General features: G+C 72.3%; 3 protein-coding genes and 1 pseudogene. All 4 read left to right on the top strand.

Annotated elements, in window-relative coordinates; genetic code table 11:
• Window positions 1–43 precede the first annotated feature (43 nt).
• The 4 genes and pseudogenes from FNQ90_RS14180 to atpB all read left to right on the top strand — a co-directional run bounded on the left by FNQ90_RS14180 (window position 44) and on the right by atpB (window position 4,275).
• The gene (locus FNQ90_RS14180; RefSeq protein WP_182606717.1) at window positions 44–712 is read left to right on the top strand and encodes an arsenate reductase/protein-tyrosine-phosphatase family protein; all 669 of its coding nucleotides are present in this window, start codon (window positions 44–46) and stop codon (window positions 710–712) included.
• A 110-nt stretch (window positions 713–822) separates the two neighbouring features.
• Window positions 823–1,990, top strand: a pseudogene (locus tag FNQ90_RS14175) (MraY family glycosyltransferase); the annotation flags it as partial.
• 737 nt (window positions 1,991–2,727) lie between these two features.
• Window positions 2,728–3,183 carry a hypothetical protein gene (locus FNQ90_RS14170; RefSeq protein WP_143624027.1) on the top strand — a complete coding sequence of 152 codons (456 nt, stop codon included), beginning with the start codon at window positions 2,728–2,730 and terminating at the stop codon, window positions 3,181–3,183.
• A gap of 252 nt (window positions 3,184–3,435) precedes the next feature.
• On the top strand, window positions 3,436–4,275 hold the full coding sequence (gene atpB / locus FNQ90_RS14165; protein WP_182606716.1) for a F0F1 ATP synthase subunit A: 840 nt from the start codon (window positions 3,436–3,438) through the stop codon (window positions 4,273–4,275).
• The last annotated feature ends 46 nt before the right edge of the window (window positions 4,276–4,321 follow it).

Below are 4,321 nucleotides of genomic sequence, written 5' to 3'. Positions count from 1 at the left end.
CCCCGGCACGGACGCCGCCTGCGGGGACGCCGGGGAGGGCGGCATACCCGGCGCGACCTTCCGCATCCTGTACGTCAGCACCGGCAACGTCTGCCGGTCGCCGATCACCGAACGCCTCACCCGCCAGGCGCTGCGCGACCGACTGGGCCCGGCGGGCGGCGGACTGATCGTCGAGAGCGCGGGGACCTGGGGGCACGTCGGGGCGCCGATGGAGGCGCACGCCGCCCGGGTGCTCACCGAGTTCGGCGCCGACGCCGGTGACTTCACCGGCCGCGAACTGCTGGACGAGCACGTCATCACCGCCGATCTGGTGCTGACCGCCACCCTGGACCACCGGGCCCACGTCATCTCGATGGGACACTCGGCGGGCCTGCGCACCTTCACCCTGAAGGAGTTCACCCGCCTGGTGCGGGCCATCGACCCGGCCACCCTGCCGGACGCCACCGAGCCGGGCGGGGCGGTGGCCCGCGCCCGCGCGCTGGGCCGGGCGGCGGCGGCGCTGCGCGGCTGGCTGCTGGCGCCCACCCCCGAGGCGGACGAGGTGCAGGACCCGTACGGGGCGCCCTTCCCCTACTTCCGCAGCATCGGTGAGGAGATCCGCGCCGCCCTGGACCCGGTGGTGACGGCCCTCACCGGTCCGGTGCCCCCGCCGCCGGCACCCGGGAACCCCCTGGCGCCCGCGCCCCGGGCCCCGTCGGACCCGATCGGATGACCGCCGGGGGCCGCCCCCGGCGCGCCCCGGCCGCCGGCCGCGCGGAGCCGGCGGCCCCGCCGGGACACTAGGGTGTTGGCCCTGAGGTTGGAGCACACCCGGGAGAGTCCGTGCGCGAGTACCTGTTGACGCTCTGCGTGGCCGCGGCCGTCACGTACCTGTTGACCGGCCCGGTGCGCAAGTTCGCCATCGCCGCGGGTGCCGTGCCACCGATCCGCGCCCGGGACGTGCACCGCGAGCCGACCCCCCGTCTCGGGGGCATCGCCATGTTCGGCGGCCTGTGCGCGGGCCTGCTGGCCGCCTCCCAGTTGAGCAACATCGGGGAGGTCTTCCGGCTCTCCGACGAGCCCCGCGCGCTGCTGGCGGGAGCGGGGCTGATCTGGCTGCTGGGCGTGCTCGACGACAAGTGGGGCGTGGACGCCCTGGTCAAGCTGGGCTGCCAGATGATCGCCGCGGCCGTCATGGTCTTCCAGGGCCTGACCATCCTGTGGCTGCCGGTGCCCGGCGTGGGCGTGGTGGCGCTGACCCCGTTGCAGGGCACCCTGCTGACGGTGGCGCTGGTGGTCATCACCATCAACGCGGTGAACTTCGTCGACGGCCTGGACGGCCTGGCGGCGGGCATGGTCTGCATCGCCGCCGCGGCGTTCTTCCTGTACGCCTACCGGCTGTGGTACGGCCACGGCATCGAGGCGGCGGCGCCCGCCACGCTGTTCGCGGCGGTGCTGATGGGCATGTGCCTGGGCTTCCTGCCGCACAACATGCATCCGGCGCGGATCTTCATGGGTGACTCGGGGTCGATGCTGCTGGGTCTGGTGCTGGCCGCCGGCGCGGTCTCCATCACCGGACAGGTGGACCCGGACCGGATGCAGCTGTTCACCGGCTCGGTGCGGGCGACGGTCATCGAGATGGTGCCGGTCTACATCCCGGTGCTGCTGCCGCTGACGATCATCGCGGTGCCGGTGGCGGACCTGTTGCTGGCGATCGTGCGGCGCACCTGGCGCGGGCACTCGCCGTTCGCCGCGGACCGGGGGCACCTGCACCACCGGCTGCTGGAGATCGGCCACTCGCACAGCCGGGCCGTGCTGATCATGTACTTCTGGGCGGCGCTGATCGCCTTCGGCGCGATCTGGTGGTCGGTGCAGCAGGACACGGTGCTGGTGGTGCCGACGATCGTGGTGCTCAGCGCGGTGGGCCTGCTGGTGCTGTTGCTGCCCCGCTTCTCGCCCCGGGTGCCGGCGTGGGCCGAGCGGATGGTGCCGCCGCGCTACCGCCGGGTCGTCCCGGCGACCGGGCCGGACGCCGGCTCACCGACCGCGCCCGTGAGCGGTGCCGCCGATGGCGCGGGGGAGAAGATCGCACCCGACGCACCCGACGCACCCGACGCACCCGACGCCCCGGGCGCCGGGACCCCCGGGGCCGCCGCCGGGACCGGGGGGGAGGGGCGCCCCGCCGCCCCCGCCGGTGGGGAGCACGACACCGAGGACCGGGCCGAGGACCGTGGCGAGGCCGGCACCGACCCCGGGGACGGCACCGGGGACGGGAGCCCGTCCGTCGCGAGCGGGACCGACGGGACCGGCGCGGCCGGGAGCGGCGGGGCGGCTCCCGGGGCGCGGGCCGCCGGGACCTCTCCGCACACCCCCGCCGACCCCGGTACCAAGGGGGGTCCGGAGCGCCCGGTACGCTCGGCGAACGGGTCGACGGCCCTCGGCGCCCGGCAGGGCTCCGCGCCGGCCCCCCGGCGCACCGGAAGCCGCGGCTGACCGGTTCGTTTCGCTGCCGGACGGGGTGTCGCGAATGCGAAACCCTCTCGAACGGCCGTCACCCGAACAGCCCAAACTCATACCTCTCCGGTGTGAGAACATGCACACGATGAGGGTAAAGACCTCATCAAAAAGTTTGTGATACCGTTCACGAGTCGCGGCCGACAGGGCCACTCGGCCCCACCGCCGGGCACCTTCGCTCGCCCCCGTCGAAGACGACACACGTTCCCCGACGCCAGCCGGAGAAGCCTCCCCATGCAGCCCAACGACGCCCGGATCATCCGCGGCGCCGCTCTCTTCACGGCCGCTGCCGGTGCCCTCGCGATCCTCGTCGGTGCCCTCGTCGCCGGGGGAGCCGGCGCGCTAGGGGTCTTCCTCGGCGTGCTCGTCGGTTTCCTCTTCTTCGCCTCGGGCCAGTTCGGTCTCGCCCGGGTCGGCCACCGTTGGCCCGAACTCTTCATGGGCGCGGCCCTGGTCATCTACATCACCCAGGTGGGTGTGCTGCTCGTCCTGATGATCCTGCTGCGCGACGCGACCTTCCTGGACGGCCGGGCCTTCGGCGCCGGTGTCCTGGTCGCGATGTTCGCCTGGATCATCGGTCAGATCCGCACCAACCTCAAGGTCAAGACGCCCTACGTGGTGCCGACCGCCGACTCCTCCACCGATGCCCCGGCCGGTGCCGGGGCCCCGGGGCGGGAGGCTGGCGAGTGAGCCGCGGACGGGGGCGTTCGGTTCCGAGGGCCGGCATACGGACCCGTTCCGCGGGGCTGCTATCGTCCGTCGCCGGAAGCCCGGTGACACCGGGGAGCGCGCCGTGCGGGACGGCCGCGGCTTCCCTCCCGGACCACCCGGAGCGGGCGCGCACGCGCGTCTCCGACGGCTCCGTCCTCCCGCGACCCCAGTCCAGTGCCGTTCCGTGGCGTGCCGCCACGCCGACACCCGAGGTAGCCGTATCCATGCGTCATGCCGAAGGAGCTCGCGGTGAATAGCGACCAGACGCTCGCCTTCGAGACCGACTGCCACCTGTTCCAGGACTGCGGCTACCCCGCGCCCTCGGTGTGGTCCTTCAAGTTCGAGCCGATCTTCACGATCGACTTCGGGCTCTTCGTCCTCGAGTTCAACAAGGCGATGCTGCTGGCGGTGATCAGCACGATCGTCGTCATCACCTTCTTCTGGGCCGCGTTCGGCAAGGCGAAGGTGATCCCCGGCAAGCTCCAGAGCGTCGCCGAGGTCCTCTACGACTTCGTGCGCCGGGGCATCGGCCGCGAGGTGATCGGCAAGGAGGCGGAGCGGTTCGTCCCGCTGCTGGTCTCGCTCTTCTTCACCATCTGGGTGATGAACGCCTGGGCGATCGTGCCCTTCGCGCAACTGCCGGTGACCTCGATCATCGCCTACCCGATCGCGCTCGCCCTGGTCGTCTGGGTCACCTACATGACGGTGACCTTCAAGAGCAACGGCTTCGTCGGCGGCATCCGCAACCTCTGCGTCCCCGGCGGCCTGCCCAAGCCGATCTACATCATCCTGACGCCGCTGGAGCTGCTCTCCAACGTCTTCGTCCGGCCCTTCACCCTGGCCGTCCGACTCTTCGCGAACATGTTCGCGGGCCACATCCTGATCCTGGTCTTCCTGATCGGCGCCTGGTACATGGCCGGCACCCTGCTCGGGACCGTCTACGCGAGCGCCTCGCTGCTGATGACCATCATCATCACGGTCTTCGAGATGTTCATCCAGGCCCTGCAGGCGTACGTCTTCACCGTCCTGACCGCCACCTACCTGGCGGGCGCGCTGGAGGAGGCGCACTGATCCGAGCCGGATCGGTCGCCCTCCCCACCCCGGAACGCGGGAGCAC

The sequence above is a fragment of the Streptomyces alkaliphilus genome, assembly GCF_014141535.1.
In the GTDB taxonomy this organism is placed as follows: domain Bacteria; phylum Actinomycetota; class Actinomycetes; order Streptomycetales; family Streptomycetaceae; genus Streptomyces; species Streptomyces alkaliphilus.
This window is presented reverse-complemented; position numbering and strand designations above follow the sequence as displayed.

Bases quoted from the DNA above. Each gene is read 5' to 3' on its own strand.
- atpB (WP_182606716.1), top strand. From the start codon at position 3,436: ATGCCGAAGGAGCTCGCGGTGAATAGCGACCAGACGCTCGCCTTCGAG.
- FNQ90_RS14170 (WP_143624027.1), top strand. From the start codon at position 2,728: ATGCAGCCCAACGACGCCCGGATCATCCGCGGCGCCGCTCTCTTCACG.